This is a genomic window from Burkholderia sp. HI2500 (genome assembly GCF_002223055.1).
GTDB lineage: Bacteria > Pseudomonadota > Gammaproteobacteria > Burkholderiales > Burkholderiaceae > Burkholderia.
The window spans coordinates 2,119,401-2,145,718 of sequence record NZ_NKFL01000006.1 but is presented as its reverse complement, the minus strand read 5'-3'; the positions used below and the strand labels follow the sequence as shown (position 1 = coordinate 2,145,718).

Here is a 26,318-nt window from a genome sequence, read left to right as displayed (position 1 = left end):
GCCGCTTACTGGTGAAGGTGACCGGCTCACCGTTGCGCCGGCGACGGCGAACCGGTGGCCGCTCACAGCAGGAAGCCGATCGCGCTGAGCGCTTCGGTCGAATCGATCAGGCGCACGACCTTCTCGGCGATCCGCATCTCGCCTTCCACATCGACGTGCAGCTTGTGGGTGACGTCAGCCGCGAACAGCGTCGCGACGCCGCGCTTGTACGCGACGACGACCTGCGCCGATTTCAGTTCCACGGTGTCGGCGCTGCCGCTTTCCAGCGTGAAGCGCGACACGGTGCGCACCGTGCGCGCCGCGTCGGTCGCCGACGCCGAATAGCCGGACACCATCCGCTGCACGCGCTTCTCGCGCATGTCCTGGTCGTCGAACACGTAGTTCAGCGTCGCGGCGAAGTCGGTCGTGTCGGGATCGATCGGCACCACGTAGTGGCCGGCCGGGTCCCACAGGTCGAGCCACGCGCGATAGTCGCGGCGGTCGAGCATCTCGGCTTCGCGCCACACGAATTCGACCGCGCGGGCGAAGGTCTGCTCGGAAAAGAGGGCGTTGCGGTCGTCCATCATTGTTGCTCCATCATCTTGCGCCATTGCTGGTAGGCCTCGCGCATGCCGGTCTCGTCGGTTGCATGCGCGGTCTTTTCGCCGTTCGCGGCAGTCGTCTCACGGTTCAGCCCGCGATTCACGAGGATCGGCACGTCGGGGCCCGCATGCGCGCCGCGTTGCACGCGCTCCCACGCTTCCGCGTCGTCGGGGCTGCCGAAACCGAACGGGCCCTGGAAGTGCTCGTGAATGCGCAGCCGCTCGCGGTTCGCTTCGTCGGGGCCGCCGTCCATCGCGAGCGCGACGTGGCGGATCTCGGTTTCGTTCGCGGAGATCGGCCGCAGCACGCGGAAGAACGCCATCGACAGCGCGAGGTTCGGGAACAGGTTCAGGTTGAAGCCGACACCCATCAGCGAGCGCACGATGCGGCGCACTTCCTCCGGCGTGTGACGTTCGGCGAGCTTCGCCGCGAGCGGCGCGAAGCGCTCGGGCAGCGGCGCGCCGTCGTCTTCGTCGAGGTCGATCAGCTCGGGCATCAGCACCGCGAGGCTGTGGCCGTTGCCGAGCCCGCGGCAGAATGCGTCCTCGCTCGTCATGAAGCTCGTGATCGCGGCGGCCGTTTCATCGTCGATCGACTTCATCCACGACTTGTGCACGACCGGGAAGTGATAGAGGTCGGTCGTGTTCTCGAGCTGGATCTTCCAGTTGCCCTTGAACCTGAACTTGTGCTCGCCGTTCGCCTTGATCGGGTAGCCGGCGCCCTGTTTCATGAACAGGTCGATCCACGGCTTCGCGCCGCCGAGGAAATCCTCGAGCGGTTCGATCGCATCGTTGAAGCTCGCGAAGATCAGCCCCTGGTACACGCCGACGCGCAGCTTCACGAGCGGCAGGTCGCCTTTCTCGCACACGCCTTCGTAGCCGTCGCCGTACGGCAGCGCGCGCAGCGTGCCGTCGAGCGCGTACGACCAGCTGTGATACGGGCACGTGAAGCCCTTCGCGTTGCCCTTGTGTGATTCGCACACGGTCGCGCCGCGATGGCGGCAGCGGTTCTGCAGCACGTTGATCTCGCCGGTCTTGTCGCGCACGACGATCACCGGCTGGCGGCCGATCGTCGTCGTGATGAAGTCGCCCGGGTTCGGCAGCTCGCTTTCGTGCGCGACCCAGATCCAGGTGCGGTAGAAGATGCGGTCGAGCTCGGCTTCGAACAGCGCGGGATCGTGATACATCGCGGGCGCGATGCGGTCGGGTTGCGCGAGGCCATGCAACGCGCTGGTGTCGATCGTCTGGTAGGAAATGTCGCTCATCGTTGTCGTGGGGAAAGAGTCGCGAAATCGGGCCGCGTCACGCGCGGTGTCGAGTACCCAGTCTCGTCTTCCACTACATATCCGTCAAATTGATCTAAAATTGGCCGATCAATAAATACGGCAAATGATGGAGGCGATGATGACATCGGTCGATCATCTCGATCTGAACCTGTTGCGTGTGTTCCAGGCGATCGTCGAGGAACGCAGCCTGACGAAGGCCGGCGAGCGGCTCGCGCTGTCGCAGCCGGCCGTCAGCTATTCGCTCGGCCGGCTGCGTACGCTGTTCGACGATCCGCTGTTCGTGCGCACGCGCGCGGGCATGCAGCCGACGCCGGTCGCGCTCGAACTCGCGGGCATCGTCGGCAAGGCGCTCGATATGGTTCGCGTGGCGCTGCGCTATGCGGAGCGCTTCGATCCGGCCACCAGCACGCGCACGTTCCGGCTGTCGCTGTCGGACGCGGGCGAGATGGCGTACCTGCCGGCGATCTGCCAGGCGCTGCGCGAGCGCGCGCCGCGCGTGACGCTGAGCGTGCAGCCGCTGCCGGTGGAGGAGATCGAGGAAGCGCTGCGCGCGAGCCGGCTGGATTTCGCGATCGGCAACCTGCCGGAGCTGATGCCGCGCACGCGTCATCAGACGCTGTTCGAGGAAACCTACGTGTGCATGACGGGCCGCCGGCGCGGGGTGCCGAGCGGTGCCGCGCTGAGCCTCGAGCAATTCGTGCGCGCCGCGCACATCAACGTGAAATCGGTCGAGCACAGCCACCACGCGCTCGACGATGCGTTGCGCGCGCAGGGCGTGGGACGCAACATCGCGCTCGAAGTGCCGCACTTCGTCGCGCTGCCGAGCGTGCTGTCGGTCACGGATCTGTATGCGACGCTGCCGAAGCGGCTCGCGCAGATCCTGAACCGCGACAATGCGTTCCGGCTGTACGAGCTGCCCGTCACGCTGCCGCCCGCGTCGGTGACGATGCACTGGCACGAGCATTTTCATGAAGACGAGGGCAACGCGTGGATGCGCGCGTTGCTGGCCGAGCTTGTCGAGCGGTTCGATGACATGTGAGTGATGAGGGCGCGAGCAACGCACGGTTGCACGCGTTGCTTGCCGAGCGGGTCGGATCGCGCGACGACGCGTGACGCATGAGGACGAGGGCAGCGCGTGGATGCGCACGCCGCTGGTCGAGCGCGTCGAGCGTGTCGGGCGTGTCGGCGACGTGTGATCCACGAATGCGCGGGCAGCGCGTTGGAGGCGCGCGTGGCTGGCCGAATGCGTCGAGCAGTTCGAGAGCGCGCGACGTCCTTAAAGGCCGTCGCCCGAACCGCGCGCATCAGAGATCGAGCACGAGCACCGCGGAGCGCGCACGCGACACGCAGCAGCAGATCACCGTGTTGCTCGCGCGCTCGGCCTTGCTGAGGCAATGGTCGCGATGGTCGGGCTCGCCGTCGATCACGGGCACCATGCAGGTGCCGCACACGCCTTCGCCGCATGACGTGTCGACTTCGATGCCGATGCGTGCGAGCGCGTCGACGATCGACGTGTCGGGCGTGACGCGTACCGATTGCCCGCTGCGCTGCAGGCGCACTTCGAAACCGTCGGCGGCCGGGCCGGCGCCGGCATCGGTGTTGCCCGCACCGGCGGCGGCGGGTTCCGCCGCGAAGCGTTCGAGATGGATCGAATCTTCCGGCAAGCGTGTCGCGGCCGCCGCGACGACCGCATCCATGAACGGCCCCGGGCCGCATGTATAGACGTGTGCATGCGCGTCGACCGATTCGACGCAGCGGTTCAGCTCGGCCGCGAGCGCGGCGGGCTCGACGCCGTAGTGGAACGTCACGTGCGACGCGAACGGCTCGGCCGACAGTTCGTCGACGAAGGCCGCATGCTCGCGGCTGCGCGCGAAGTAGTGCAACCGGTAGCGCGCGCCGCGCCGGTGCAGCGCATACGCCATCGACAGCAGCGGCGTGATGCCGATGCCGGCCGCGATCAGCACGTGCTCGCTCGCGTCATCCGTCAGACGAAACAGGTTGCGCGGCGTGCCGATCGACAGCTCGGCGCCGACTTGCACATCGTCGTGCAGCGAACGCGAGCCGCCGCGCGACTGCGCTTCCTTCTTCACCGCGAACAGGTAGCTGCCGCGCTCGTCGGGGTTGCCGCACAGCGAGTATTGCCGGGTGATGCCTGACGGCGCGGTCACATCGATGTGGGCGCCTGGTTCGTACGCGTCGAACGGCTGGCCGTCGACGCGCGACACCCGGAAACAGCGGATGTCCTGCGCCGCGTCGATCAGCGCGTCGATCCGGACTTGGTGGCGGTTCGCTTGCATGGGTCAATCCATGGGGTAGGGGGAACGCGGCGCGACAGACACCGCGCCGTCATGCGATCGAGAATAGGGATGGGCATCGCATAAATCAAATCGATTAAAAAGCGATACCAGAATCAGTGGAATGGATGATGGTGGGGTGGCGCGATTGCGCCGGTGTTCAGCGCGCGGCGATCGCGTTGCCCGCTTCGGCCGCGTGCGGCGCGGCGGTGGACGCAAGGCCGCGTTCGCGATCGAGGCTGCGACGATAGTGCCGGCACCCGGCGGCGAGCAGCAGCGCGGCGAGCGTCGCCGCCGCGACGTTGACGATCGACATCGAATGACCGACCGCCGCCGGCGCGCCGAACACGCGATCGGTGAACAGCGCGACGACGGTCGTCCCGATCCCGAGCGCGATCAGGTTCGACACGAGCAGGAACAGCGCGGAGATCTGCGCGCGCATCTGGTTCGGCGCGAGCGTCTGCATCGCGGCGGTGGACGTCGGCATCGGGAACGACGCGAAGAACATCGCGACCACGAGCATCGCGAGCGACGCGGGCAGCGAGTCGAGCTGCGTGAACAGCGTCGCGGGGATCACCATGCACGCGGCGCCGATCGCACCGGCGCGCATCGGCGCATCCTCGCGGCCGCGCCGCAGCAGCCAGTCGTTGAGCCAGCCGCCGCAGAACACGCCGGCCGTGTTCGCGACCAGCAGCACGATGCCGAGCGTGTAGCCGGCTTCGACGGCCGTCATCCCGAAGTGGCGGATATAGAACGCGGGCGTCCAGCTCAGCAGGCAGTACAGCGTCATCGCGTAGAACGAGAAGCCGAGGTAGTGGCACGAGAAAGTCGCGCGATGCGTACCGACGAAGCGCAGCGAATCGCGCATCGACACGCGCCGCACGGCGCCCGAGCGATCCTGCGCGAGCCCCTTGCGCTGCGGGTCGCGCACGGTCACGGCGAACAGCAGTGCGACGAGGATCCCCGGCAGCCCGACGATCAGGAACGTGACCTGCCACGCATGCACCTGCCCGACCACCGGCAGCGTGAACGCGCTCGCATGCTTGAGCAGCGCGATCACGTAGCCGCCGATCAGGAACGCGACGCCGCCGCCGATGAACGAGCCGAGCGAGTACACGGCGATCGCGCGCCCGAGCTTCTCCTTCGGGAAGTAGTCGGCGAGCATCGAGTACGCGCCGGGCGACAGCGCGGCTTCGCCCACACCGACGCCCATCCGCGCGATGAACATCTGCACGAAATGCTGGCTGAGCCCGCACGCGGCGGTCGCGACGCTCCACAGCGCGATGCCGAGCGAGATGATCCGCGGCCGCGCGTAACGATCGGCGAGATAGGCGACGGGCAGCCCCATCACCGCATAGAACAGCGAGAACGCGAAGCCGTTCAACAGGCTGAACTGCGTGTCGGACAGGTGCAGGTCGCGCTTGATCGGCTCGATCATCAGCACGAGGACCTGGCGGTCGACGAACGAGAAGACGTACGCGAGCATGCAGATGACGACGACATACCATTCGTACGTATAGCGCTTGCCGGCAGCGCGGGCCGTGGATGCGGACATGCGGATTCTCCAGGAGCGGGCGGTGGAAACGCGCGGCAGCGGCCTGGCGGGCCGGGCGCCGTCGCGGCGCGAAAGCGTGCGGGGGCACGTATCGGAAACGCAGCGTAGTCGGCCAAATTCAGCGGCCATAGCCGGAGTGACAGCTGCACCACACGGGCATTTACCGACCCGGATAAAGAAAACACCAGGGTCCCGCGCACCGGCCGCCGCGCAGCGCGCGTGCGGCGGGGCGCAGGTGCCTCATGCGGCGCATCTATAAGCGTTATAGAGCGCATTGCGTCGACGTCCGAAATTGTCGTTCCTAGACTCGGCCCGTTTTTGATCGGCAGCGTTGGCCCTTCGCGGCGAACGCGCTTCATATCACGCGGCGCGACGCCGAACTGCGCCGCAAACTCTACGGGACGACGACGATGAACCAACCGAACGGGCGGGCCGACCGGCTTGCCGTACCGCTTGCCGCGCTGCTTGCCTGCGCGGCGTTGCCCGCCTTCGCGCAATCGAGCGTGACGCTCTACGGCCGCGTCGACACCGCGATCGAATACGCGAACGCCGGGCCGAACCACGTGACGCGCATGGGCAGCGGCAACCTGTTCGCGTCGCAGTGGGGGCTGAAGGGCGTCGAGGATCTCGGCGGCGGCTACGCGACGATCTTCAAGCTGGAAGATGGCTTCAACGCGGCGAGCGGCGCACTGTCGAACAGCAGCGCACTGTTCGGCCGCGAGGCGTGGGTCGGCATCACGGGGCCGTTCGGCGGCGTGCAGTTCGGTGAGCTTTACACGATCCTGCACACGACGCTCGTCACGTACAGCCTGCCGGGCCTCGGCGCGGGGCTCGCGTGGGGCAATGCGACGAACAACTTCGTCGGGCCCGCGTTCCTGCGCGTGCGCAACTCGATGCGCTACACGTCGCCGCGCCATGCGGGCTTCATGCTGCGCGCGATGGCCGCGCGCGGCACCAACGGCGCGGCCGGGCAGCCGTCGACGCTCGGCGATACGTACGGCGTGGGACTCAACTACGTGCGCGGCGGCCTGTCGGTGGACGTCGACACCATGCAGCAGAAGTTCAGCCCGGTGGCTGCGTCCGCGCTCGGCGGCACGAGCCCGGCCGCGAACGGCAACTACACGCTCGGCGCGATTTCGTACGATTTCAGCGTCGTGAAGGTGGCCGCGCTGTACATGCGTCATCGCGGCGGCCCCGACGTCGCGACCGCGATCGACAGCCAGAGCGCGTATCCGCACAGCGACATCATGGAGCTGAGCGCGACGGTGCCGATCGGGCGTGCGTCGCTGTTGTTGAGCGTGGGCCACTACCGCAAGGTCGCGGACAGCGACGGCAACGCCGATTCGTACGGCATCCGTTTCGACTATCCGCTGTCGAAGCGCACGGTGCTGTACACGGGCGCCGCGATGGTGCGCAACGGCGCGCATGCACGCTTCGTCGTGAACGGCGCGGCGGGGGGCGGTGTCGCGGTCGCCAAGCCGGGCGCGACCGCGAGTTCGATCGTCGCGGGCATCCTCACGTCGTTCTGAGCGTTTCGGTCGCTCCGGAACCGCGTGCCCTCCCGCTTGCACCGCTATGCGCAGGCGGGCGGCTGCGGCGCGAGCCATGCGTCGAACGGCGCCAGCTCGCCGATGTTGAACAGTTCGAGCAGCAGCGCACGCAGCCAGCGATGGCCGGGGTCGGCGTCGAAGCGCCGGTGCCAGTACGCATTGACGGCCCATTCGCCCGCACCGGCGATCTCGTACAGCACGCACGGCTGCCGCGCGGCAAACGTGATCGCGATCGTCTCCGGCAGGATCAGCGCATAGTCGCCGTCCTGCAGCAGCGCGGGCACCACCATGAAATCGGGGAGCGCCGCGCGCACGCGCGGCATCAGCCCGTGCCGTTCCAGCAACTGCATCGATTGCGGATGCGACGTGACCGCGACGAAGCGCAGCGTGTCGGGCGCGTCGCCATCGAGCACGTAATCGTCGGGTAGCGCGACGCGCTGCGCGGTGCGACGCGGCATCAGCAGCACGCAGCGCTCGTGCAGCAGCGCGGTGCGCTGGAAGTGGCTCGACGCATCGGCGAAATGCCCGAGCGCGAAGTCGATGCGCCCCGATTCGAGTGCGACATTGAGCTGGCATTCGTCGACGTGCAGCGTCTCGATCACCGCGCCCGGCGCGCGGCGGTCGAAGGCCGCGAGCAGCGTCGGCAGAAACGCGCTCGCCGCGAAATCGCTCATGTGCAGGCGGAACACGCGTTGCGTGCTGTCGGGCGTGAAGCGCGAGCCTTCGTCGAGCACGTCCTGCAGGATCGCGAGCGCCTTGTCGACCGACAGCGCGAGCCGCTGCGCGCGCGGCGTCGGCTCGACGCCGGTGCCGGTGCGCACGAACAGCGCGTCGCGGAACATCAGCCGCAGCCGGCCGAGCGCGTAGCTGACGGACGGCTGCGTGACGCCGAGCCGCAGCGCCGCGCGGCCGACGTGCCGCTCCTCGTACACGGCACGAAACGTCTTCAGCAAGTTGAGATCGAGATCCTGCACACGCAGTTCGGATGCATCGTTGTCGTGCGGTGCGGAATCGGTGCGGGCGGGGGCCGCCGAACGGCCGGGTGCGGAGTGCGTCATCGGGGTTGCCTCGCGGTGACGGAAGGCGCGTGGCCGTAACGCCGCGCATACGCCTTCGCGAAATGGCCGAAGCCATGGATGCCGTGTGCGATCAGCACGTCGGTCACGCTGCGCGCGTCGCCGCGTTGCAGCGCCGCGTGCACGGCGGCGAGCCGGCATTCGCGCACGTACGCGGCCGGCGTGGTGTGCAGGAACGCGCGGAACGCGTGCTGCAGCGTGCGCGGCGCGACGCCCGCGACCGCGGCCAGCGCGGCGAGTGCGAGCGGTTCGCCGAGGTGCGCGTTGACGTGATCGCACGCGCGCCGCACGTGCGCCGGTAGCGGCGGCGTGCCGCGCGTGAGCGCATCGCTGTACGAATGCGGCAGGTGCGTGAGCAGCAGCGACATCAGCCACGTGGTGAGGTCGGCACCGAAGGTCGTCGCGGCCGTGCCGAGGCCCGGCTGCGCGCCGAGCCGGCACAGGTATTCGAAGGTCGGCAGCAGCAGCGCGGCGCCCGCGCCGGTGCCACCGGTCGCGAGAGCGAACTGCAGCGGCCGCGTGAGCGTGGCCTGCAGCATGTCCTGCAGCTTGCGTTCGAGCGCGCCGCGTTCGAGCCGCAGCACGAGGTTGCGGCAATCGGGGCTCGTGCTCAGGCGGCTCGCGAGCGCCGGCGACGACACGGTCAGCGCGCCGGGGCCGGCGCGCGCGACGACGCTGCCGGCCTGCAGCTCGCATGCACCGGCGAGCGTCAGCCTGAACAGGAAGTGCTCGGCATCGTCGCCGAAGTCGATGCGCGTTTCGCGGCCGTAGCAGAGTTCAAGCAGCGCGCCGTGATGCAGCGGCACTTCGTACAGCTCCGCATGAAACGGATCACGGCCACGCGCGGCCATCCGGTGCGGCCCGAGCCGGTGGGCGACCGCGCGTTCGACTTCGTCGGGGGCGTGCAGCGTGCCGAGCCGGTTCGGCGCATGGCGGGACAGGGCGATATCCATTCACGGACCTCGTAGCGGATGCGGCGGGCGCGGCGGCATGCGCGTCGCCGCGATTGCGTTGCGCGAACGGGCGTGCCGTTGCGCGTTTTGAAGCGACGCGGCGGGGGCGGCCGCGTAGTCTCGGAAACACTCAATCACCGGGAGAAGACGATGAAGGTATGTGTTCTGGGCGGCGGCCACGGCTGCCATGCGGCGGCGATCGACCTGCTCGAAAAGGGCCACGACGTGACGTGGTGGCGGCGCGACCGCGAGCCGCATGCACGGCTGCGCGAGCTCGGCGAGCTGAACGTGACCGACTATCGCGGCACGCGCGCGGTGCCGCTCGGCGATGCGCCGGGTGCGATCCGCCTGACCGGCGAGCTCGCGGCCGCGCTGCGCGGTGCGCAACTCGTCGTGGTGCCGCTGCCGGCTACGTCGCATGACGCGCTCGCCGCGCAGGTCGCGCCGTTGCTGGAGGACGGCCAGGTCGTGTTCCTGCCGCCCGGCACGTTCGGCAGCGTCGTGTTCGCGCAGGCGGCGGCCGACGCCGGCAACCGTTCGCGCGTCGCGTTCGCCGAGACGGGCACGCTGCCGTACCTCGTGCGCAAGCATGGCGACAACGACGTCGTGATCAGCGCCTATGCGACACGCTTGCCGACCGGCGTATTTCCCGCGAATGCGGCCGGCTGGGCGTTCGACGTGCTGCGTGCGGGCTATCCGTCGGTCGAGCCGGTCGAGGATGCGTTGTCCGGTGCGCTGATGAATGCGGGGCCGGTGATCCATCCGCCGCTGATCCTGATGAACGCCGGGCCGCTCGAACACTTCGACGCATGGGACATCCACAACGAAGGCACGCAGCCGTCGATCCGCCGCGTGACGAACGCGCTGGATGCCGAGCGCATCGCGGTGCGCGAAGCGCTCGGCTACCGCGCGCCGCATTTCCCGCTCGCGGATCACTACGCGGCGGAAGGCGACGAATGGATGTACGGGCGCGGCGCGCACGGCAAGCTGACCGATAGCGGCGACTGGCGCGAGAAGATCGATCTGCGTGCCCATCGCTACATGCTCGAGGACACCCGGCTCGGGCTGTCGTTCATCGTGTCGTGCGGGCGCTGGGCCGGCGTGCCGACGCCGGTCGCGCAGGGGTTGCTGAGCATCGCGAGCGCGGTGGCGGTGCGCGACCTGTATGCGGAAGGGCGCACACTGGAGCGGCTCGGGATCGCGGCGCTGTCGAAGGACGCGATGCGTGCGCTGCTCGACAACGGAGTCGCGGGAGTATCAGCATGAGCGCGGCCGCCGATGTGACGCGTGTACACGTGCTCGGCGCGGGGCGCATGGGGCAGGGAATCGCGCTCGTGTTTGCCTTTGCCGGAATCGACGTGACGCTGATCGACTTCAAGCGGCGCGATGCGGCTGGCCAACGCGCCTTCGACGATCGCACGCGCGACGAGATCACCAGGCCACTGCATGCGCAGGTTGCGCTCGGACGCATCGATGCCGCGCAGGCCGATGCGGTCGTCGCACGCATCGCGATTGTTTCTCGGGATGGCGCTGAGGAAGCCATGCGTGATGCAGAGGTCGTGTTCGAGGCGCTGCCCGAAGTGCTCGACGCGAAGGCCGACGCGTTGCGCTGGCTCGGCGAGCATGTCGATGCGCGCGCAACGATTGCATCGACCACGTCGACGTTCGTCGTCACCGAATTGCAGCGCCACGTCGTGCACCCCGAACGAATGCTGAATGCGCACTGGCTGAACCCTGCATTGCTGATGCCGCTCGTCGAGATCAGCCGCAGCGACGCAACCGGCCAGTCGGTGGTCGATGCGCTCGCTGCGCTGCTCGAACGTGTCGGCAAGAAGCCGGTGATCTGCGGGCCGGCGCCCGGCTACATCGTGCCGCGCATCCAGGCGCTCGCGATGAACGAGGCCGCGCGGATGGTCGAGGAGGGTGTCGCAAGCGCGAAGGACATCGACACGGCGATCCGCACCGGTTTCGGCCCGCGCTTCGCGGTACTCGGGCTGCTCGAATTCATCGACTGGGGCGGCTGCGACATCCTGTACTACGCGTCGACGTATCTGGCAGGCGAGATCGGCCCGCGCTTCGCGCCGGCCGCGAGCGTCGTGCGCAATATGGAAACCGGGTGCGACGGCGTGCGCACGGGGGCCGGCTTCCACGACTATGCGGACGTGGACGTGCCCGCGTACATGCGGCAGCGGCTCGGCGAATTCGCGCGGCTGCTCGATCATCTGGGATTGGCGCCGGTGTTCGACGGCGGGCGAAGCAGACAGGACGCGTAGCCCGGACGTCGATGTCGCGTGCGCTCGCGGTGCCACGAAAGCGCGCACGTGGCACCGTGAGCCGGTGTGTCCGACAGCCGCTGGCAAGCGCACGGGAACGGAAGCGGAGGCGGCCGACGCGTGCCGCACGCTCACACCGTGTCGCCGCGCGTGCCGGCATCAGGCGCGACGCGCGTCTCGCGCATCACGCACAGCGTCGCGACGGTCACGAGGCCGAGTGCAATGAGGAACAGCGACACCGGCCACGACGCGTGATAGCGCGCGAGCAGCGCGGTCGCGATCAGCGGCGACATCCCGCCCGCGAAGATCGACGCGACTTCATGCCCGAGCGCGACGCCGGAGTACCGCACCTCGGTGCTGAACAGCTCGCCGACGAGCGCGGGCAGCGTGCCGATCATCGCGCCGTGGCTCACTGCCGTGCCGACCGTGAGCGCAAGCCACACGAGCGGCGTCACGCGTGTGTCGAGCAGCCAGAAGAACGGGAACGCGCACGCGACGAGGCTCAGCGCGCCGATCAGGTACACGGGCTTGCGGCCGATCCGGTCGGACAGCTTGCCCCACGCGAGCATCGCGCCCATCTCGACGATCATCACGCCGGTCAGCATCACGCCGTTCGGGATGCCGACGTATTTGCCGTAGACGAGCGAGAACGCGAGGAAGATATAAGCGCCGCCGTTCTCGGCCACGCGCAGCCCCATCGCGAGCAGGATTTCCTTCGGATGGCGCCGGATGCATTCGACGATCGGCAGGTGCGTGTGCGCGCCGCGCTTGCCGGCCTGCTCGAAGTCGCGGCTTTCCGGCAGATGGCGGCGGATATAGATGCCGATTGCGAAGATGGCGATGCTCGCGAGGAACGGCAGCCGCCAGCCCCAGGTGCGGAATGCGTCGTCCGGCAGCGCCTGCGCGGCGAGAAACGCGGCCGACGACAGCACGAACCCGCCGCCCACGCCGAGCTGGCTCCATGCGGCGTAGTAGCCGCGCTGTTCCGGCGGCGCGTTCTCGCTGATCATCAGCACGCCGCCGCCCCATTCGCCGCCGGACGCGATCCCTTGCAGCAGGCGCAGCACGACGAGCGCGGCCGGCGCCCACACGCCGACCTGCGCATAGGTCGGCAGCAGGCCGATCGCGAAGGTCGACGCGCCCATGATCAGCAGCGTCCACACGAGCGACGCCTTGCGCCCGTAGCGATCGCCGACGTGGCCGAACACGATCCCGCCGAGCGGCCGCGCGACGAAGCCCAGCGCGAAGGCCGCGAACGCGGCGAGGCTACCGGCGAGCGGCGACGCACCCGGCGGGAAGAACACGTGGCCGAACACGAGCGCCGCGGCCGTGCCGTACACGAAGAAGTCGTACCACTCCATCGCATTGCCGGCGACGGAGGCGATGACGATCCGGCGCAGCTGCCGGTCGGCGAGCGGCCGGGCGGCGCTCGGGGATTGCATGATGTCGGTCGGGACCATGGCGGACTCTGAAGGGGAGGCGGGCGCGTGCCGTCTTTGCAGCACTGCGGGCTAGTGTTGTCGGCACCGTGCCCCCGGTCAAATCCGCAGAAAAAGGGGAGGGTCATCACTCCGGCTGATGATTGAGATGGGCGCGGCCGCGCACGGATCCGTTCGACGCCGCGCCACACCCACCATCCGGGAAAACCACATCGGCACATCGCCTGTCGCCGTTTCGTCAGCTTGCTTACGCAGGCCATTCACGTCTGAGCAAAGCGCGCCGCGTCCAGCGGGCGTGCGCGCTTTCGTTTCTCTTGCAGGGGCGCACCGTCCCCGCTCATCTCCCCGCCATTCGATTTTCAACTGCCGCCCAGTTGAACATTTCATTTCTTGATGCGATTACGGCTGGATACCATCCAGCGACTGTCTATACAACCCGATCGGTGCGTATGGGCAGGATCAAAAAAACACAACACATCGATGAACAGGTTTGGAGAGGAGAAGACGGAGATGGTGCGAATGAAGGGTGGGAAGACGGGCGCCGCACGCGTGGGCGTGGCGGTCGCCATGCTGTTTGCCGGCGCCGCGCACGCGCAGTCGACGGTGACGCTGTACGGGATCGTCGACGCGGGCGTGACCTACACGAACAACGCGAAGGGCCACGCATTGTGGCAATTCACCGGCGGCAACGAATCGGGCCCGCGCTGGGGCTTGATCGGCACCGAGGATCTCGGCGGCGGCCTGAAGGCGAACTTCCGCCTCGAGAACGGCTTCAACGTCGCGAACGGTGCGCTCGGCCAGGGCGGCCGGATGTTCGGGCGGTCGGCGTGGGTCGGGCTGAGCGGCGCGAACTGGGGCGCGGTGACGCTCGGCCGCCAGTACAACTCGACGCAGGACATCCTCGGCTCGCTGCAGATGAGCAGCTTCCTCGCGCAGTACTCGACGCACCCGTTCGACAACGACGACATCAACAACACGTTCCGCACCAACAACGCGGTGAAGTACCTGTCGCCGACGATCGCGGGCTTGCAGGCGAATCTCGTGTACGGCTTCTCGAACTCGACCGGCTTCGCGAACGACAACAGCTGGAGCGCGGGCGTCACGTACGTGAACGGCCCGCTCAACGCGGGCGCCGCGTATGCGCGCGTGAACCATCCGGCGGTCAGCACGAGCGGCGCCGTTGCTTCGGACAACTACTATCCGGCGTCGGAATCGGTGTTCGGCGCGAGCCTCGGGAACGCGATCCGCCAGCAGATCTGGGGCGCGGGCGGCAGCTACGCGATCGGGCCGGCTACGCTCGGCCTGCTGTACACGGGCTCGAACTTCGGGCAGGCGACGGGCGGCGCGCTGCGCTTCAACAACTACGAAGGCAGCCTGCGCTACCTGATCACGCCGGCGCTGATGGCCGCGGCCGGCTACACCTATACGCAGGTCGCGCGCGCCAGCGACAGCGGCCACTACCACCAGGTATCGGCCGGCGTGCAGTACCTGCTGTCCAAGCGCACCGACGTGTATGTGAACGGCTTCTACCAGAAGGCGTCGTCGGGTGTCGGCCGGGCGTGGATCGACGGCACCGACAGCGCGTCGTCGACGACGTCGCAGGTGGCGGTGGTGGTCGGCATCCGCCAGAAGTTCTGATGTCCTGACGCATACGCGTCTTCCGGAGGAGGCACTCATGAAACTCAAACTGTTGCTGGCGGCGTTGCCGTTCGTCGGGATGTATGCGGGCGGCTCGCTCGCCGAGGGGCGGCCGCTGCTGTTCGGGCTGCCGTTCCTGCTCGTGTGGAACCTGGTCTGGATGGCGGCCACCGCCGCGATCCTCGCGATCCTGTTCCATCTCGACGAGCGCGACGCGGCCCGCCCCGGCCGCCCGGGAGACGCGCGATGAACGCATCGATCCTCATCATCGCGGCGTTCGCCGTGTTCGCGCTGGCGATCGGCGTGATGGCGCGCCGCGGCCGCAAGCTTACGCTCGAGCAGTGGGCGGTCGGCGGGCGCGGCTTCGGCTCGCTGCTCACGTTCCTGCTGATGGCCGGCGAGGCGTTCTCGACGTTCTCGTTCCTCGGCGCGAGCGGCTGGACCTACAGCAAGGGCGTGCCCGCGTTCTACATCCTGTCGTACGGCTGCCTCGCGTTCGTGATCGGCTACTGGATGCTGCCGGCCGTCTGGCGTTACGCGAAGGCGCGCGGGCTCGTATCGTTCGCCGACTACTTCGCGGCGAAGTACGACAGCCGCGCGATCGGCGTGCTGGTGTCGGTCGTCGCGGTGTTCGCGATGGTGTCGCTGCTGATGATCCAGTTGCGCGGGCTCGGCGTGATCGTGTCGGAGATGTCGTACGGGCTGATTCCGCAAGCGGCCGCGATCTGGATCGCCGCGACGCTGATGGCCGTGTACATGGTCGTGTCGGGCATTCACGGTTCGGCGAGCATCGCGATCTTCAAGGACGTGCTGATCCTCGCGATCGCGATCTTCCTCGGCCTGTACCTGCCGATGCATTACTACGGCGGCCTCGGCGCGATGTTCGCGAAGCTCGACGCCGCGCATCCCGAACTGCTGCGCATGCCCGCGCACGGCTTCAACCTGAGCTGGTACAACTCGACGATCCTGCTCACGTCGCTCGGCTACTACCTGTATCCGCACGGCTTCACCGCGATCTACGTCGCGAAGGACGAGCGCGCGCTGCGCCGCAACGTGATCCTGATGCCGCTGTACCAGGTGCTGATCGCGTTCCTGTTCCTCGTCGGCTTCGCGGCCGTGATGACCGTGCACGGGCTCGAAGGCGCGCAGGCCGATCTCGCGCTGCTGCGCCTCGTGAAGCAGACGTTCCCCGCGTGGTTCGTCGGCATCGTCGGCGGCACGGGCCTGCTGACCGCGCTGGTGCCGGGTTCGCTGATCATGCTGAACGCGTCGACGACGATCGCGCGCAACATCTACCGCGAAGGTTTCGCGCCGAATGCGACCGACCGTGAGGTGACGCGCGTTGCGCGGATCGCGCTGCCGATCTTCACGCTGGTGGTCGTCTACTTCGTGCTGCGCGGCGGCGCGACGTTCGTCACGCTCGCGATCTTCTCGTCGAGCCTGCTCACGCAGCTCGTGCCGATGCTCGCGTCGAGCTTCCTGAAGCGGCCGTTCGGCACGCGCGAAGGTGCGTTCGCGGGGATCGTCGCCGGCGCGATCGTGATCGCGATGACGAACTACTATGGCGTGACGCTCGCGTCGCTGTTCCCGCGCGCGTCGAACACGCTGACGTCGATCAACCCCGGGCTCGTCGCGCTTGCGGTGAATGCGGTGGTGTTCATCGTGATCAGCGCGGGGCAGCGCAGGCTGAAGGCGCGGGTTGCTGCGCCGGTCGGTTCCGCGTGATGACGGGACGACTGGACGGCAATGAAATCAATCGAACGACAACAGGATACTGTGCGATGACGACCGAGGACAACCAGGCGGACAACCGCGAAGCGATCGACACGTTGATCGCGAATGGCTGCGTGATCACGATGGATCCGCAGCGGCGCGTGATCGAGCATGGCGCGGTGGCCGTGAAAGGCGATCGCATCGTCGCCGTGGGCGGCACCGATGAACTGCAGGCCCGCTACCGCGCCGCACGCACGATCGACGCGCGCCGCAAGGCCGTGCTGCCGGGCCTGATCGATGCGCATGCGCACGCGGGCCACGCGATGCTTCGCACGATCGGCGGCGCGGACGGCGACGCATGGTCGGCTGCGGCCGAGACGATCTACACGCGTGCGTCCGACGAGGCGTTCTGGGAGACCGAATCGCACCTTGCCGCGCTCGAACGGCTGAAGGCCGGCGTGACGACGGGCGTGTCGCTGCTCGGCGGCGGCAACTCGATCATGCGCGTCGACGATCCGGTCTACGCACGGCGCCATTGCGATGCGGTGGTGCGCACCGGTACGCGCTCGATCGTCGCGGTCGGCCCGTCGCGGCCGCCCGCGCCGCGTGCTTACACGCGCCACACGCCGGACGGCAGCGACACGCGCGACATCGGCTTCGACACGATGTACGCAGTGTGCCAAAGCATCATCGACGAATGCCACGGCGATGCCGACGGCCGGATCCGCATCGCGCTCACGCTGCCCGTGTACGGGCCCGATCACGACCCCGAACTCGCGCGGTACGAACGCGACTTCCGCGACCAGGCCGCCCGTTACGGCGCGCTGGCGCGCGAGCGCGGGCTGACGTTCACGCAGGACGGCCACCGCGCGGGCACGCTCGCGTTCGCGCATCGCGAACTCGGCTTGCTCGGCCCGACGTCGTTCATGTCGCACAGCATCGACTTGACCGACGACGACATCGCGGCATGCGTCGAGACGGGCACCGCGATCGTCCACAACCCGAGCGCGATCATGTCGATCATCGGGCGCTGCCCGGTGCCCGAGCTGATCGATGCGGGCGTGACGGTGGCGATCGCGTCGGACGGCGCGGCGCCCGATCGCGGCTACGACATGTTCCGCCACATGTGGCAGTGCATGCATTACCACCGCCGGCATTTCCGCGACCCGGACGTGCTGCCGCACGGCAAGGTGCTGGAGATGGTGACGATCGACGCGGCGAAGGCGCTGTCGGTCGATCACGAAGTCGGTTCGCTCGAAGCCGGCAAGCTCGCCGACGTCATCCTCGTCGACCTGTTCCGGCCGCACATGATGCCGATGAACATGCCGGTGTATCGCGTGACGTGCTTTGCGAACGCGGCCGACGTGTGCATGACGATGGTCGGCGGAAGGGTGCTGATGGAGGATCGGCGCGTGTTGTCGGTGGACGAAGGCGCGGTGCTCGAACGGGTGAACGAAGTCGCGGAACTCACGATCGAGCGCAGCGGGTTGCGTCACCTGCTCGACGAGCCGAAGACATTGTGGAGGCGGAGTCACTATTGACTGACAAAAATTGACACGGCGGGACGAACTCTTGTCGGTGTGGCGGCGACTAAGCAATCGCCACATTGACAGGAGTATGGATAAATGAACGTCAGGATTCCCCTCGCCGCTGCCGCACTGATCCTCGCCCAGGCCGCATGGGCCGCGGGCCCCGCGCCGACGAAAACCTGGACGATGAGCGCCATCCCCGGCGATCGCGCGGCGAGCGACGCGTTCGCCGCGATGAAGAAAGGTCACGCGTTGCCGGCATGGGTGACAAAAGGCACCGAATCCCCGGGAGCCACCGTCGTGTTCGGCGGGCACGACGTCTACGTGATGACGGCCTGCAAGCCGCACAACTGCGGGTCGGAGCGTATCGCGGTGCTATACGACCCGCAGAAGAAGGTCATGTACGGGGTGCTGTCCGTCGCGGGTCCGAAGGAGGGCGCCGAGAAGCTGACATGGCTCAATATCGGCGGCGGTAGCGAATCGATCGACGGACGGACGATCCTGTATGCGGCGCTGACGGGCAGCCTCGAGAACCACCCGGACGCGTTCAATTACAAGTGACGCCGGCCGATTGACGGCCGTTCACGCATCAATCGCCATCGCTGCCCGAACGGGCCGGCCGAAGTGAAGCAGGGGCGTCGCGCGATCATGCGCGACGCCCCTTTTCTTTCTCCGGCGCGGCTTGGCCGGCATGCCGCTGCGAAGGTCAGCGACGGTAGACGAACTCCAGGTCAGTCGCTTCCCCGACCTTGAAATCGTACGTGCCGACCTTGCTGAAACCGGCCTTCTCATAGAAGGCGATCGCCTTCGCGTTGCCGGACCACACGCCCAGCCATACCGGGCCGGGGCGTGCCGTTGCCAGATAATCCAGTGCGGAATCGAACAACGCGCGCCCGGCGCCGGTCCCTTGCGTTCCGCGCCGAAGGTAGATCTGATGGATTTCCCCCGCACCGTCGGTAACCTCCGGGTGCGGGAGCTTGCACGGCCCCGCGTGCGCATACCCCACCAGCCGGCCATCGTCGCTTTCGGCGACCCACGTGCGGCACTGGGGATCGTTGAGCTGGCCCGTGACCGTCTCCACCGAGTAGGCCTGGGTCTCGTACGCAGCCAGATCGTGCGGCGGGTAGTCGATATTGAATCCGTCTTGCAGAAAGGTTTCGCGAAACGTGTCGCGCTTCAGTTCGGCAAGGGGGATGGCATCGGACGGCGTGGCAACGCGGATCAACATGGAGGATGGCTGGGTTCGTGGATCGGGCAGACAGTTTATCCCGGCTGACGCGAGGCTTGCGAGCGCCGGGTCGACCTGCGTGTAAGTCGTATCAAGGGCGTATAAGCCCGGACCTGATCCACCGCAAGGCAATCCTGATGATGCCGGTGGTTGACGGCCGACGGACATGCTAGGATTTCCGACAAACAACTTCGGAGACTGCCATGCCGTTCATCTGCGAAAACGTTGCATGCCGCGCCGTGCTGGCTCGCGGGCAGGTCAGGCCCCATCAGGAGGACGCGGGGTGGTGCTTCTACTGCCCGGACTGCAACACCCGGAACGAGTTGATGTACGTCGACGTGGCCGGCGGCGCCGTCGAACTGGTTCAGCCGGAGCGCGCCAGCCCGCCGCACAAGGTGGTGGCAACCGCCCGGCCGTTGCAGGACGGCAAATACGCCGCGCAGTTGAGCGTTCAGCGGGCGCTCGCCGTGAAGGGAACGTACGCGGCCGAGGAACACTGGGATGAACTCGGTGTGTTCGGCGATGCGCAGGAAGCCGTCGCGCACGCGAAGTCGTTCGCCACCGACCTGTTGCAGCGCGCGGCGTAGTCGAAATCATTCGGTCAACGAACAAGCGGTGTCGCGCACGCCTGCGTGACACCGCTTTGCGTTGCCCGTTCGTTCCCGTCAGTTGTAGATGTCGAACGAGAAATACTTCTTCGCGATCCGCTGGTACGTCCCGTCCTGGATCAGGCTCGCGAGCGCCTGGTTGATCTGCGTGCGCAGCGCGTCGTCATCCTTGCGCACGCCGATCGCCGAACCCACGCCGAGCGTCTTCGGGTCATGCAGCGGCGGCCCCGCGAATTCGAAGTTCACGCCCTTCGCGGTTTTCAGGAAACCGAGGTCGGCCTGCACCGACGATTGCAGCGACGCATCGAGCCGCCCCGACAGCAGGTCCTGGTAGACGAGATCCTGCGTCTGGTACGTGCGGACGATCACGCCCTTCGGCTCCCAGTACGTCCGTGCATAGGTTTCCTGCGTCGAACCCTGCTCGACGCCGACGCTCTTGCCCTGCAGCGATTCGGGTGTCGGCTGCAGGTTCGAGCCGCGCCGCGCGACGAGCCGGGGCGGCACGTTGTCGATCTTGTCCGTGAACGCGATCTGCGCGAGGCGCTTCTCGGTCACGCTCATCGACGACAGCACGCCGTCGAACTTGCGCGCCTTCAGCGCGGGGATCATCCCGTCGAACGCGTTCTCGACCCACACGCAGCGCACCTTCATCCGTTCGCAGATCGCATTGCCGAGATCGATGTCGAAGCCGACGAGCTTGCCGTCGGGCGCGAGCGATTCGAACGGCGCATAGCTGGGGTCGACGCCGAGGCGCAGCACCGCCGGGTCTTTCGCGGCGGCGGCGCCGGCCGTCAGCGCGAGCGCCACGGCCAGGACGAGCTTTTTCATGTCTGTCTCCAATACCGATTGTGGGTGTTTGTTTTGAAGCGAACCAGCGGCCGTGGGGCGTGACTGCCCGCGCCCGGCCATGCGCGGGCGGCTGGACGTTGCGCCGGCAGCGGCCGGCGAAACGTCCGGATTCGAGGGGGCGTTAGCGGGCGGCGCCGGTGATGCGCACCATGCCGTGCCGGTAGCCGGCGGGCGCGAACGCGGCGTTCAGCGCGGCCATCGCGGCGATCACGCCGAGATGCATCCACCACGCGATCGCGAAGCCGCCGCCCGCGTCGCGCAGCCAGCCGATCAGCCAGGGGCTCGCCGCGACGGTCAGGAAGCCGATGCCCTGCACGAACGCGGCGAGCGCGCCGGCGAGCCGCGCGTCGGGCAGGTGGTCGAGCGTGACGATCAGGCTCATCGAGAAGAAGCCGCCGAGACCGAGGCCGACGCTCGCGACCCAGAGCCACGGCGCGAGCGCGGGCAGCGCGGCGAACCCGATGAAGCCGGCCGCCTGCAGTGCGAGCGTGAGCCACAGCACGGCGCGCCGGTCGGGCGAGCGTTTTGCGAGCATCGGCATCGCGAGCGCGCCGGTTGCCTGGAACAGCGCCATCCACGCGAGCAGGTTGCCGCTCGCTTGCGGATCCATGCCGATGCCGCGGTAGAACGCGGGCAGCCATGCGACGAGGCTGGCGTAGCCGCTGTTGCTGAGCCCGAAGAACAGCGCGAGCTGCCATGCGCGCGGAACGCGGATGAACGCGGTGAGCGGAGCCGCTACGGCCGTCGCGCGCACGGCGTCGCGCGGCGCCTTCGCCCGCCACAGCGCGAGCGTGACGAGCGCGGGCACGGCCCACACGGCGAGCGCGAGATGCCAGCCGCCCTGCGCGGCGAGCCACGGGCTCGCGACCGCGCCGAACGCGCCGCCGCCGACCAGCGCGGCCGAGTAGAGGCCCATCGCGAGCGGCAGCCGGTCGACGAACCAGCGTTTCGCGAGGCCGGGCACGAGCGCCTGGATCACGGCGACGCCGGCGCCCGCGACGATCGCGGTGCCGATCAGGCCGGCGCTGCCGCCGGTCCACAGGCGCGCCGTGCAGCCTGCCGCGATCAGCGCCAGCGCGACGCTCAGCGCGCGCCGCTCGCCCACGCGCCGCGCGAGCCCGACGCCGACCCCGGCGACGACACCCATCAGCACGAACGGCAGCGTGGTCAGCAGCGCGGCCGCGCGAAAGCCGAGGCCCGTGTCGGCGCGCACGACGTCGAGCACGGGGCCGAACGCGGTCAGGAACGGACGCAGGTTGAGGCCGGCCAGCACCAGCAGCGCGAGCGCGCCATAGGACACGGACGCCACATGCGGGCGGTGGACGGCTTGCGCGGTGCCGGGGTCGGACATCGGGATGCTCCAGGGAGGGGGCGGTGGCCCTGTGATGCGATGCCGAAAGGGTAAGCGCGCGCTACGCCAGGTGAAAATTAAATATTCGACTGGGAATCAGTGCGGAATGCGATGGGGTAGAGCGGGGCGACGGGGCCGGATGAGGTGACCGGCGATACGGCGTGAAAGCTCATTCATCGGATGAAACGCGCACCGTCATGCGACGGGCATCTGCTCGGCCAGCGCTTGCGCGCGCGCGGCCACCAGCGACCGGACGAGCGCGCGATCGGCTGCCGTTTCCGGCGTAAAGATCACGAGCGTCTGGTCGGGCCGGCCGCTCACCGCGAACGCCGAGTATTCGAGCGCGATGCGCCCGACGGCCGGATGGTGGATCTCCTTGGTCCCTTCTTCGTGCGAGCGGACATCGTGGTCGCGCCACAGCGCGTCGAACTCCGCGCTCGCCGCGCGCATCTCGTCGACGAATGCCTGGACGGCCTGCGTCGCACCGCCGCGCGCGACGTCGGCGCGAAACGCGCCCACCGCGAACCGCGCGACGCGTTCCCAGTTCGCCTGCACGCCGCGCACGTGCGGATCGACGAAGATGAGCCGCAGGATGTTGCGCCGTTGCGGCGACAGCGTCGTGTAGTCGGTCAGCGTCGCGGCTGCCGCGTCGTTCCATGCGACGACGTCCCACGTCGCCGAGCGCACGATCGCCGGGCTCGCGTCGAGCGAATCGAGCACATGCTGCACGCGCGGCGACACATGGTCGGCTGCGTGATAGCGCACTTCCGGCAGGTGGCCGACGCCGATCAGGAACAGGTGCTCGCGCTCGGCGTCGTTCAGCAGCAGCGCGCGGGCGAGCCGGTCGAGCACGTCGGCCGACGGCGCCCCGCCGCGCCCCTGTTCGAGCCACGTGTACCACGCGGTGCTCACGTGCGCGCGCTCGGCGACTTCCTCGCGCCGCAGGCCCGGCGTGCGGCGCCGCGTGGCCGGCAGGCCGAGCGCGGCCGGGTCGAGTTTCTCGCGGCGGGCCCGAAGGTAGGCGCCGAGCAGGTTGTCGGGGGCGTCAGCCATAGCCTGTTAGTTCGTTTACCGGTAAACCGTCACGACTTCACCGTGCACGGCGATCGACAGATAGTAAGCCTCCCTGCCATCTGGAGGTGTTGAACATGCGTGTCTTTGTTACTGGAGCGTCGGGCTTCGTCGGTGCGGCCGTCGTGGCCGAACTCATGGCTGCCGGGCACTCGGTGCTCGGCCTCGCGCGGTCCGATGCGGCCGCGTCGTCGGTCGCGGCGGCCGGCGCCGATGTCCACCGCGGGTCGCTGGAGGATCTCGACAGCCTCACGCGCGGCGCCGAAGCCGCCGATGCGGTGATCCATACGGGATTCAATCACGACTTCTCGCGCTTCGCGCAGAACTGCGAGCTCGATCGCCGCGCGATCGAGACGATCGGTGCGGCGCTCGCGGGCTCGGCGCGGCCGCTGGTCGTCACGTCGGGCCTCGCGCTCGTCGCGCCGGGGCGCGCGGCGACGGAGGACGATCCGCACGTGCCGGTGTCGTCGACTTACCCGCGTGCGTCCGAAGCGACCGCGGTCGCGCTGGAAGCGCGCGGCGTGCACGCGTCGGTCGTGCGCCTGCCGCCGTCCGTGCACGGCGACGGCGATCACGCTTTCGTGCCGCGCCTGATTGCGTTCGCGCGGGAGAAGGGCGCGTCGGCCTACATCGGCGAAGGCGACAACCGCTGGCCGGCCGTGCACCGGCTCGACGCGGCGCGCGTCTATCGGCTCGCGATCGAACGCGGCGCACCCGGCGCGCGCTATCACGCGGTCGACGATACCGGCGTGCGGTTCAGGGACATCGCGGAAGTGATCGGCCGGCGGCTGAACGTGCCGGTCGTCGCGAAGACGGCGGCGGAAGCCGGCGAACACTTCGGCTGGTTCGCGATGTTCGCGGGGATGGATGCGCCGGCCACGAGCGAGCGCACGCGTGCATCGCTCGACTGGGCGCCGACGCAGCCGGGGTTGCTGGCCGATATCGACCGGCCGCGGTATTTCGAAAGCTGAACGGGGGGCGGGCCTGCCCGCTGTTGACAGACAAGCGGCCCGCCCGCCTCGCATCGTTCAGACCGTGACGACGATCTTCCCGACCTGCGCACCGGCCTCCATGTACCGATGCGCTTCCACGATGTCGTCGAACGCGAACGTGCGATCGATCAGCGGCTTCAGCGCGCCGCCCGCCATCCGTCATTCGACCGGATGCAGATCCTGCAGCAGCGTCGGCACGAGCTCCGACACGGTCGGGTGGATATGCATCGCACGGCTGATCGTCGTGTACGGCGCGCCGGCGGCCATCACGTCGAGCATCCCGTGCACGACTTCGTCTCCCGTCACGCCGAGGATCGACGCGCCGAGGATCGCGTGGCTGTCCGCGTCGACGATCACCTTCATGAAGCCCAGGCTCTCGCCTTTTTCCACTGCGCGGCCGACGCGCGTCATCGGGCGCGTGCCGACGAGCAGCCGGCGGCCGGTCTGCTTCGCTTGCGCGAGCGTCATGCCGATGCGGCCGAGCGGCGGATCGACGTACAGCGCGTACGCCGCGATGCGATCGGACACCTTGCGCGGATCGTTGTCGAGCAGGTTGGCCGCGACGATCTCGTAGTCGTTGTACGCGGTGTGCGTGAACGCGCCGCGCCCGTTGCAGTCGCCGAGCGCCCAGATGCCGGGCACGTTCGTGCGCAATTGTTCGTCGACCTCGATGTAGCCGCGCGCGTCGGTCGAGACGCCCGCGCGTTCGAGCCCGAGATCGTCGGTGTTCGGCACGCGTCCGACCGCGAGCAGCAGGTGCGAGCCCGCGACCTCGCGGCCGCCGCCCGCGCAGTCGAGGCCGACCGCGATGCCGCTGCCGTCGCGCCGCGCGCTCAGGCAGGTCGCGTCGAGCTGCACGTCGATCCCTTCGTTTTCGAGAATCTCGCGCACTGCCTGCGACACGTCTTCGTCCTCGCGCCGGATCAGGCGCGAACCCTGCTCGACGATCGTGACCTTCGAGCCGAAGCGGCGATACATCTGGCCGAACTCGAGCCCGATGTAGCTGCCGCCGACGATCACGAGATGCTCGGGCAGGAAGTCGACGTCCATCATCGTCGAATTGGTCAGGTAGGGCACCGTGTCGAGGCCCGGCATGGCCGGCACCTGCGCGCGCCCGCCGACGTTGATGAAGATGCGTTCCGCTTCGAGCACGTCGTCGCCCACGCGCACCGTGTTGGCCTGCTCGAAGCGGGCGTGACCCTGAAACACGGTCGTGTTCGCGAGGCCGCGCACCCATTGCTCGACGCCGTGGTTCGAGCGGCCGGAGATCTGGTCCTTGCGCGCCTTCACGGCTTTCATGTCGACGGTGACGGGGCCGCCGACCGACACGCCGTATTCACCGGCGCGGCGCGCGAGCTGCGCGGCGTAGGCGCTTGCGATCAGCGTCTTGGTCGGGATGCAGCCGGTGTTCACGCAGGTGCCGCCGAAGCGGCCGCGCTCGATGATCGCGACCTTCATCCCGGCGGCGGACAGCCGCGCGGCGAGTGGCGGCCCGGCTTGACCGGTGCCGATGACGATCGCGTCGAAGTGTTGCGTCATGTCGTCCTCCAGTGCGGGTGCAGCGAGGGAGCGTAGGCGGGCGAGCCGCGTGCGAGGCCGGCGCAGGGTCGCGCGACGGCAAGCGCTCATGGTAGTCCTGTTGGCGAGCGCTCGCGAGCGCGGGAGAGGCTGGGCGTGACGGTATCCGGCCGTACCCGCGCCGGACAGGCCGCGTCAGTCCTTGCGTTTCCATTGACCGAACGACACCGGCCGGTGCGGATCGGCGCGCGTGACGGTGACGTGGTCGGGCTGGTCGTCGAGCGGAAACGATTCGGTGACGATCCGGTTCGAGAACAGCCACCCGTGCGTGCGCGGGTCGTAGCGGAACGTCACGTAGTCGCTCCAGTGCTGCCCGCACGCGACGAAGTTCTGCACGGTGAAATAGTGGCCCTTGATCGCGAAGCCGTTGTCGGCGGCGTCTTCGGGATCGAACGGATCGCACTGACCGCCTTCGTTCGCGCGCAGCACGACCTGGTCGTTGCGCGCGACGAGCCGGAATGCGTGATCCGGTTGTTCCTCGAAGATCAGCAGCGGACGCGGCGACGGCTGCTCGCGCATATCGACCGCCCGATGCACGACGACGAGCAAGCTGTGCCGCCCGTTGTCGAGATCCGGCCCGGCATGCGCGAGCAGCGGCTGGTAGCCGGGCGGCAACTGCGCCGCGACCGATTTCGGCAGGTCGCCGGCGCGGACATTGAACGAAAGCGCGGCGAGCAGCGGGAGGAGCACGAACGGCAAGCGGGAAACGCGCATCACGGGGTATCCGGTCGAAAGGAGAAAAGAGGTGCCGATG

General features: G+C 68.4%; 24 protein-coding genes and 1 pseudogene. 11 read left to right on the top strand and 14 right to left on the bottom strand.

All coding sequences use genetic code 11. The features are described 5' to 3' along the window. Positions 1-62 precede the first annotated feature (62 nt). Positions 63-566: an aromatic-ring-hydroxylating dioxygenase subunit beta gene (locus CFB45_RS27295; RefSeq protein ID WP_089428219.1), complete on the bottom strand. Its 504-nt coding sequence runs from the start codon at positions 564-566 to the stop codon at positions 63-65. Continuing rightward, positions 563-1,846 (bottom strand): aromatic ring-hydroxylating oxygenase subunit alpha, encoded by a 1,284-nt coding sequence (locus CFB45_RS27290; RefSeq protein ID WP_089428218.1) that lies wholly within the window; start codon positions 1,844-1,846, stop codon positions 563-565. The genes CFB45_RS27295 and CFB45_RS27290 overlap by 4 nt, the downstream gene beginning before the upstream one ends. A 139-nt stretch (positions 1,847-1,985) precedes the next feature. On the opposite strand from CFB45_RS27290, the gene CFB45_RS27285 reads away from it, so the two are divergent. After that, a complete protein-coding gene (locus CFB45_RS27285; RefSeq protein WP_089429167.1) occupies positions 1,986-2,906 on the top strand; it encodes a LysR family transcriptional regulator in 921 nt (306 codons plus the stop codon). A 265-nt stretch (positions 2,907-3,171) separates the two neighbouring features. Here the strand turns inward: CFB45_RS27285 and CFB45_RS27280 are convergent, their stop codons facing one another. Next, a complete protein-coding gene (locus CFB45_RS27280) occupies positions 3,172-4,164 on the bottom strand; it encodes a PDR/VanB family oxidoreductase (RefSeq protein WP_089428217.1) in 993 nt (330 codons plus the stop codon). 157 nt (positions 4,165-4,321) lie between these two features. Continuing rightward, the gene (locus CFB45_RS27275) at positions 4,322-5,716 is read right to left on the bottom strand and encodes a spinster family MFS transporter (RefSeq protein ID WP_089428216.1); all 1,395 of its coding nucleotides are present in this window, start codon (positions 5,714-5,716) and stop codon (positions 4,322-4,324) included. A gap of 410 nt (positions 5,717-6,126) precedes the next feature. Here CFB45_RS27275 and CFB45_RS27270 point away from each other — a divergent pair, with 410 nt between their 5' ends. Continuing rightward, the gene (locus tag CFB45_RS27270) at positions 6,127-7,245 is read left to right on the top strand and encodes a porin (protein ID WP_089428215.1); all 1,119 of its coding nucleotides are present in this window, start codon (positions 6,127-6,129) and stop codon (positions 7,243-7,245) included. Between the two features lie 44 nt (positions 7,246-7,289). On the opposite strand, the gene CFB45_RS27265 is transcribed toward CFB45_RS27270, so the two are convergent. Together CFB45_RS27265 and CFB45_RS27260 are read right to left on the bottom strand one after the other, a co-directional pair. Beyond that, the gene (locus CFB45_RS27265) at positions 7,290-8,324 is read right to left on the bottom strand and encodes a LysR family transcriptional regulator (RefSeq protein WP_089428214.1); all 1,035 of its coding nucleotides are present in this window, start codon (positions 8,322-8,324) and stop codon (positions 7,290-7,292) included. Next, positions 8,321-9,295, bottom strand: coding sequence for an AraC family transcriptional regulator (locus CFB45_RS27260; protein WP_089428213.1), 975 nt, complete (start codon positions 9,293-9,295; stop codon positions 8,321-8,323). The genes CFB45_RS27265 and CFB45_RS27260 overlap by 4 nt, the downstream gene beginning before the upstream one ends. A 150-nt stretch (positions 9,296-9,445) precedes the next feature. Between CFB45_RS27260 and CFB45_RS27255 the strand changes: the two genes are divergently transcribed. Both CFB45_RS27255 and CFB45_RS27250 read left to right on the top strand, forming a co-directional pair. Next, a complete protein-coding gene (locus CFB45_RS27255; RefSeq protein ID WP_089428212.1) occupies positions 9,446-10,561 on the top strand; it encodes an NAD/NADP-dependent octopine/nopaline dehydrogenase family protein in 1,116 nt (371 codons plus the stop codon). Beyond that, positions 10,558-11,568 carry a 3-hydroxybutyryl-CoA dehydrogenase gene (locus CFB45_RS27250; protein WP_089428211.1) on the top strand — a complete coding sequence of 337 codons (1,011 nt, stop codon included), beginning with the start codon at positions 10,558-10,560 and terminating at the stop codon, positions 11,566-11,568. Before CFB45_RS27255 ends, CFB45_RS27250 begins: the two co-directional genes overlap by 4 nt. 131 nt (positions 11,569-11,699) lie before the next feature. On the opposite strand, the gene CFB45_RS27245 is transcribed toward CFB45_RS27250, so the two are convergent. Further along, positions 11,700-13,028 carry an MFS transporter gene (locus tag CFB45_RS27245; protein WP_089428210.1) on the bottom strand — a complete coding sequence of 443 codons (1,329 nt, stop codon included), beginning with the start codon at positions 13,026-13,028 and terminating at the stop codon, positions 11,700-11,702. Between the two features lie 489 nt (positions 13,029-13,517). On the opposite strand from CFB45_RS27245, the gene CFB45_RS27240 reads away from it, so the two are divergent. The 5 genes from CFB45_RS27240 to CFB45_RS27220 all read left to right on the top strand — a co-directional run bounded on the left by CFB45_RS27240 (position 13,518) and on the right by CFB45_RS27220 (position 18,448). Beyond that, a complete protein-coding gene (locus CFB45_RS27240) occupies positions 13,518-14,645 on the top strand; it encodes a porin (protein ID WP_144025249.1) in 1,128 nt (375 codons plus the stop codon). A gap of 37 nt (positions 14,646-14,682) precedes the next feature. Continuing rightward, a complete protein-coding gene (locus tag CFB45_RS27235; protein WP_089428208.1) occupies positions 14,683-14,895 on the top strand; it encodes a DUF3311 domain-containing protein in 213 nt (70 codons plus the stop codon). Next, positions 14,892-16,370 (top strand): sodium:solute symporter family protein, encoded by a 1,479-nt coding sequence (locus tag CFB45_RS27230; RefSeq protein ID WP_089428207.1) that lies wholly within the window; start codon positions 14,892-14,894, stop codon positions 16,368-16,370. The genes CFB45_RS27235 and CFB45_RS27230 overlap by 4 nt, the downstream gene beginning before the upstream one ends. Positions 16,371-16,426: 56 nt before the next feature. After that, the gene (locus CFB45_RS27225; protein ID WP_089428206.1) at positions 16,427-17,899 is read left to right on the top strand and encodes an amidohydrolase family protein; all 1,473 of its coding nucleotides are present in this window, start codon (positions 16,427-16,429) and stop codon (positions 17,897-17,899) included. A gap of 84 nt (positions 17,900-17,983) precedes the next feature. After that, positions 17,984-18,448 carry an Ivy family C-type lysozyme inhibitor gene (locus CFB45_RS27220; RefSeq protein ID WP_089428205.1) on the top strand — a complete coding sequence of 155 codons (465 nt, stop codon included), beginning with the start codon at positions 17,984-17,986 and terminating at the stop codon, positions 18,446-18,448. A gap of 145 nt (positions 18,449-18,593) precedes the next feature. On the opposite strand, the gene CFB45_RS27215 is transcribed toward CFB45_RS27220, so the two are convergent. After that, on the bottom strand, positions 18,594-19,115 hold the full coding sequence (locus CFB45_RS27215; RefSeq protein WP_089428204.1) for a GNAT family N-acetyltransferase: 522 nt from the start codon (positions 19,113-19,115) through the stop codon (positions 18,594-18,596). A 203-nt stretch (positions 19,116-19,318) separates the two neighbouring features. On the opposite strand from CFB45_RS27215, the gene CFB45_RS27210 reads away from it, so the two are divergent. Further along, complete coding sequence (locus tag CFB45_RS27210) at positions 19,319-19,702, top strand: hypothetical protein (RefSeq protein ID WP_089428203.1); 384 nt, start codon at positions 19,319-19,321, stop codon at positions 19,700-19,702. A gap of 78 nt (positions 19,703-19,780) precedes the next feature. Here CFB45_RS27210 and CFB45_RS27205 read toward each other — a convergent pair whose 3' ends face one another. From CFB45_RS27205 to CFB45_RS27195, 3 genes are all read right to left on the bottom strand, one after another. After that, on the bottom strand, positions 19,781-20,551 hold the full coding sequence (locus CFB45_RS27205) for an ABC transporter substrate-binding protein (RefSeq protein WP_089428202.1): 771 nt from the start codon (positions 20,549-20,551) through the stop codon (positions 19,781-19,783). 142 nt (positions 20,552-20,693) lie between these two features. Beyond that, the gene (locus tag CFB45_RS27200) at positions 20,694-21,923 is read right to left on the bottom strand and encodes a cyanate transporter (protein WP_089428201.1); all 1,230 of its coding nucleotides are present in this window, start codon (positions 21,921-21,923) and stop codon (positions 20,694-20,696) included. Between the two features lie 195 nt (positions 21,924-22,118). Then, entirely contained in the window at positions 22,119-22,976 is an 858-nt protein-coding gene (locus CFB45_RS27195; protein WP_089428200.1) for a helix-turn-helix transcriptional regulator, read from the bottom strand. Positions 22,977-23,071: 95 nt separating this feature from the next. Between CFB45_RS27195 and CFB45_RS27190 the strand changes: the two genes are divergently transcribed. Further along, positions 23,072-23,965 carry an SDR family oxidoreductase gene (locus CFB45_RS27190; protein WP_089429166.1) on the top strand — a complete coding sequence of 298 codons (894 nt, stop codon included), beginning with the start codon at positions 23,072-23,074 and terminating at the stop codon, positions 23,963-23,965. A 57-nt stretch (positions 23,966-24,022) separates the two neighbouring features. On the opposite strand, the pseudogene CFB45_RS27185 reads toward CFB45_RS27190, so the two are convergent. The 3 genes and pseudogenes from CFB45_RS27185 to CFB45_RS27175 form a co-directional block, all read right to left on the bottom strand. Next, positions 24,023-24,142 (bottom strand): annotated as a pseudogene (locus CFB45_RS27185) (zinc-binding dehydrogenase); the annotation flags it as partial. A gap of 3 nt (positions 24,143-24,145) precedes the next feature. After that, entirely contained in the window at positions 24,146-25,525 is a 1,380-nt protein-coding gene (locus CFB45_RS27180; RefSeq protein WP_089428199.1) for an FAD-containing oxidoreductase, read from the bottom strand. Between the two features lie 174 nt (positions 25,526-25,699). After that, positions 25,700-26,278, bottom strand: coding sequence for a hypothetical protein (locus CFB45_RS27175; protein ID WP_089428198.1), 579 nt, complete (start codon positions 26,276-26,278; stop codon positions 25,700-25,702). Between the last annotated feature and the right edge of the window lie 40 nt (positions 26,279-26,318).